Source organism: Streptomyces sp. NPDC059524, assembly GCF_042749255.1.
Lineage (GTDB): Bacteria > Actinomycetota > Actinomycetes > Streptomycetales > Streptomycetaceae > Streptomyces > Streptomyces xanthii.
Map to the genome: position 1 here is coordinate 1 of NZ_JBHYTK010000299.1, position 3,290 is coordinate 3,290.

General features: G+C 72.9%; 4 protein-coding genes. 1 reads left to right on the forward strand and 3 read right to left on the reverse strand.

What is annotated here, in order from left to right; genetic code table 11:
- From ACFW9D_RS38255 to ACFW9D_RS38265, 3 genes are all read right to left on the reverse strand, one after another.
- A partial coding sequence (locus tag ACFW9D_RS38255) for a hypothetical protein (RefSeq protein WP_384630085.1) occupies nucleotides 1-294 on the reverse strand: 294 nt, incomplete at its 3' end.
- A 248-nt stretch (nucleotides 295-542) separates the two neighbouring features.
- The gene (locus ACFW9D_RS38260) at nucleotides 543-1,337 is read right to left on the reverse strand and encodes a TIGR03936 family radical SAM-associated protein (RefSeq protein ID WP_188338965.1); all 795 of its coding nucleotides are present in this window, start codon (nucleotides 1,335-1,337) and stop codon (nucleotides 543-545) included.
- Nucleotides 1,338-1,390: 53 nt separating this feature from the next.
- A complete protein-coding gene (locus ACFW9D_RS38265; protein WP_384630087.1) occupies nucleotides 1,391-2,506 on the reverse strand; it encodes a hypothetical protein in 1,116 nt (371 codons plus the stop codon).
- A 145-nt stretch (nucleotides 2,507-2,651) separates the two neighbouring features.
- Between ACFW9D_RS38265 and ACFW9D_RS38270 the strand changes: the two genes are divergently transcribed.
- On the forward strand, nucleotides 2,652-3,236 hold the full coding sequence (locus ACFW9D_RS38270) for a TerD family protein (protein WP_188338963.1): 585 nt from the start codon (nucleotides 2,652-2,654) through the stop codon (nucleotides 3,234-3,236).
- Nucleotides 3,237-3,290: the final 54 nt, after the last annotated feature.

Genomic DNA, 3,290 nt, shown 5'->3' on the forward strand with positions numbered 1-3,290 from the left:
CTCCTGCTCGGCGGCGGCCGGCGCACCGGCGGGCGCGGAGGCGCGGCGGGTGGCGCGGCGGCGCGGGCGGGCGGGCGCGGCGTCCGGCGCGGGGGTCTCGGCGACCGGGGCCTCCGCGGCGGCCTCCTCGGCCTCCTCGACGGTCTCCTCGGTGCTGTCGAGCTCCGGCTCGACGGCGGCTGCGGCCTGCGGCGGGCCCGCGGGGCGCGACGCGGCCCGGCGCCGGCGGCGCGGGGGCAGGGTGTCGCTGGGGCTGTCCGCGGCAGGGGTGGTGGGTTCGGTCGGCTCGGGCATGCGGGTGGATCTCCCGTCAGGCCCCCGGGCGCCGCGCCTGGTCCATGACCGGTGACGTCCGCGGCTCACGCGACCGTGTCGATCGCGGTGCCGCCGGTCCGGGGCGCGGGCGCCGCACGGGGGCTCTCTGTCTGTTCTCGCCGGTTCCGGTACGCCATGTACGTACCGGCCTGGCGAAAGTCCTTGGGTGGGTGCGCTGCCCGACCCAGGTGGCTCCCGAGTACGAGGGCGGCGCTACGACGACCGCCTTACGCGGAACCTTCCACGGCAGGCGCCGTCGCGGTGGCAGAATCCGCGGCCCCGGTGTGTGGGGCGGCCTGGTCTGCCTCGCGGTCGGGCGCGAGCGGGTCGGTCACCGTGCCGGTCTCTTCATCGAAAGGCCCCTGCGCCAGCCTGGTCACCGCAGCGGGGACCGGCGGCGCCAGGTCGGCCACGGCGCGGAGACCGGACAGGACGTCGTCGGGTCGAACGGCGGGCGTCACGTGCCGAACAACCAGGCGCAGTATCGCACAGGCCTTGTCGGTGGGCCTATCAGCCGGAACATCGGATGCGGCGACGGCGTCCAGGCTCACGACGGCGGACCGGGAGTCGAACGTCCGGATGCCGCTCTTCGTACGCCGCTGGACCTCGACGGTCTCGGCGGCGCGGAACGTCTCGGCGGCCCGTGCGGCCTCCTCCACGCTCACTCCGTCGAGCCGCAGCTCCCACACGGAGGCGGTGAGCCGGTCGGCGAGGCCGGAGGTGCGGGCCTCGACGGCGTCGACGATGTCGAGGCCCACGGGCATCGACTCGTCGAGGAGCTGCCGGAGCTTCTCGGGGTCGCGCTGCGCGGTGAGCGCGATCTCCAGGTACTCGGCCTCACTGCCCGTGCCGGTGGGTGCGGCATTGGCGTACGACACCTTGGGGTGCGGCGTGAACCCCGCCGAGTACGCCATGGGCACCTCGGCACGGCGCAGCGCACGCTCGAAGGCGCGCTGGAAGTCACGGTGGCTGGTGAACCGGAGGCGGCCGCGCTTGGTGTAGCGCAGTCGGATGCGCTGCACCGCGGGTGCGGGCGGCGGGCCTACGGGCTGTCGCTTGCCCAGTGTCCCTGTCCTTAGTGAATGTCGGTCTTCGTGAGAGGGGTCGTACTACTACCAAGAGTACGTGCCTGCGCGCTGTGAGGTTCCCGCCGGTCCCCGACCAGGGGCTCCGTGGCGTGCGCGGGACGCTTCCGCGCGCCGAACAGCGCGCGCCGCACCTCGGCCCGGGCCTGCCGGACACTGGCCCGCACCTCGCGGCCGATCCGCGCGGCCGGCCGCCACACGTGATCACGTACGGCGTGTCCCAGCGGGGTGAGCACGGTGCGGTACGTCCAGCGGGCGGGCTCGACGAAGGTCCAGCGCAGCAGGCGTCCCAGGAACCGGCCGACGGCGCGGGAGATCCGGCCGGCGATCCGCCAGGCGATGACGAGCGCGTCCCACGTCTCCCGGCCGGCGATCCGCAGGGCGCGGCCGAGGGGCGCGAGGACGTACCGCCACAGGGCGACGAGCGGTACGACGAACACCCAGCGCAGCAGCGTGGCGAGGCCGCGGCCGAGTCCGGCCGCGGCAAGGGCGAGGGCCCGTCCGACGGGTGCGAGGACGTACGTCCACAGCCAGGTCAGCGGGATCACGACCAGGACGCGGCCCAGCCAGGCCAGTGGGATCACGACCAGGACGCGGCCCAGCCAGGCGAGGCCGTGCCCGAGGGGTGTGAGCACGTACCGCCACAGCGCCACCCAGGGCCACACGAACAACGCGAGCCCCAGCCACCGCAGCCCCGTCAGCACCGCGCGCCCCAGCGGCACCAGCACCTGTGAGTACATCCACACCGCCGGCACCACGATCAGCGTCCGCGTCAGCCAGACCAGGCCGTGGCCGAGCGGGGTCAGGACGTGGGCGTACAGCCACCGCGCGGGGATCGCGATGAGCACGCGGCACAGCCAGGCGAGGGCGCGGCCCAGCATCACGAACGGCCACACGAGGACCGCGCCGAGCAGCAGGCCGAGGCCCCGGCCGAGCGGCACGAGCGCCTTCTCGTACAGGAATCGGCCACTCACGACGAGGGCGTCCCAGACCAGCCGCACCGGCACCACGACGACGAGCGCCACGATGCGCACCGGCAGCCGGATCGCGGCGACGAGGCAGCCCTCGGGCTCGCCGCGCCGCTTGTCCATGTCCATGCGATCCATGCCTGTTGAGACGCCGTCACACACGGAACGGATGCACGAAAGGGCCACCGGATCGGGCGTGTCGGTCTGCGGCGCGTGGACGGGAACCGTCTCGTATAGGCACACTTTGCGCAGTAGAGATCCAGACAGTCGGAGGGGAACCCGCATGATCACGCTCACGAAGGAAGACGGCCCGGCGGACCTGGACGGTGTGACCCACCTGTCCATCGGGGTGTCCTGGGACCCCACTTCGGGGAGCAGCGGCGGGGTCCTCGGCGCCCTGCGCCGCAAGCAGGGCACCGACCTGGACCTCATCGCCATAGCGATGTCGGGCAACGACCCGGTGCGCCTCGCGGGCCTCGACTCGCTCGACCCGATGGGCAACGGCTCGCTGGTGCACAGCGGCGACAACCAGACGGGCAAGGGCGAGGGCGACGACGAGACGGTGACCGTCGAGTTCTCGCGGATCCCGCAGCAGATCACGTCGATCGTGTTCGTGGCCGCGGCCTACAAGAAGGGCAGCGCCTTCAACAAGGCGCGCAACATCAGCTTCAAGGTGTACGACGCCACGGGCGGCAGCACCCAGCAGGTCGCCGACATCTGGCCGAGCCTGCTCACGTCCGACAACGGCTGCGCGGTGGCCAAGGCGATCCGTGTCGGCGCCTCCTGGAAGCTCGAGGTCATCAACACGACCGGCAAGATCAAGCAGGGTGACGAGCACGCGCTGATGCGTTTCGCCGTCAGCAAGTAGGCGGTACGGAAGCAGGCAGGCGGTACGGGGAAGGGGCGCCCGGTGCATGTGCAC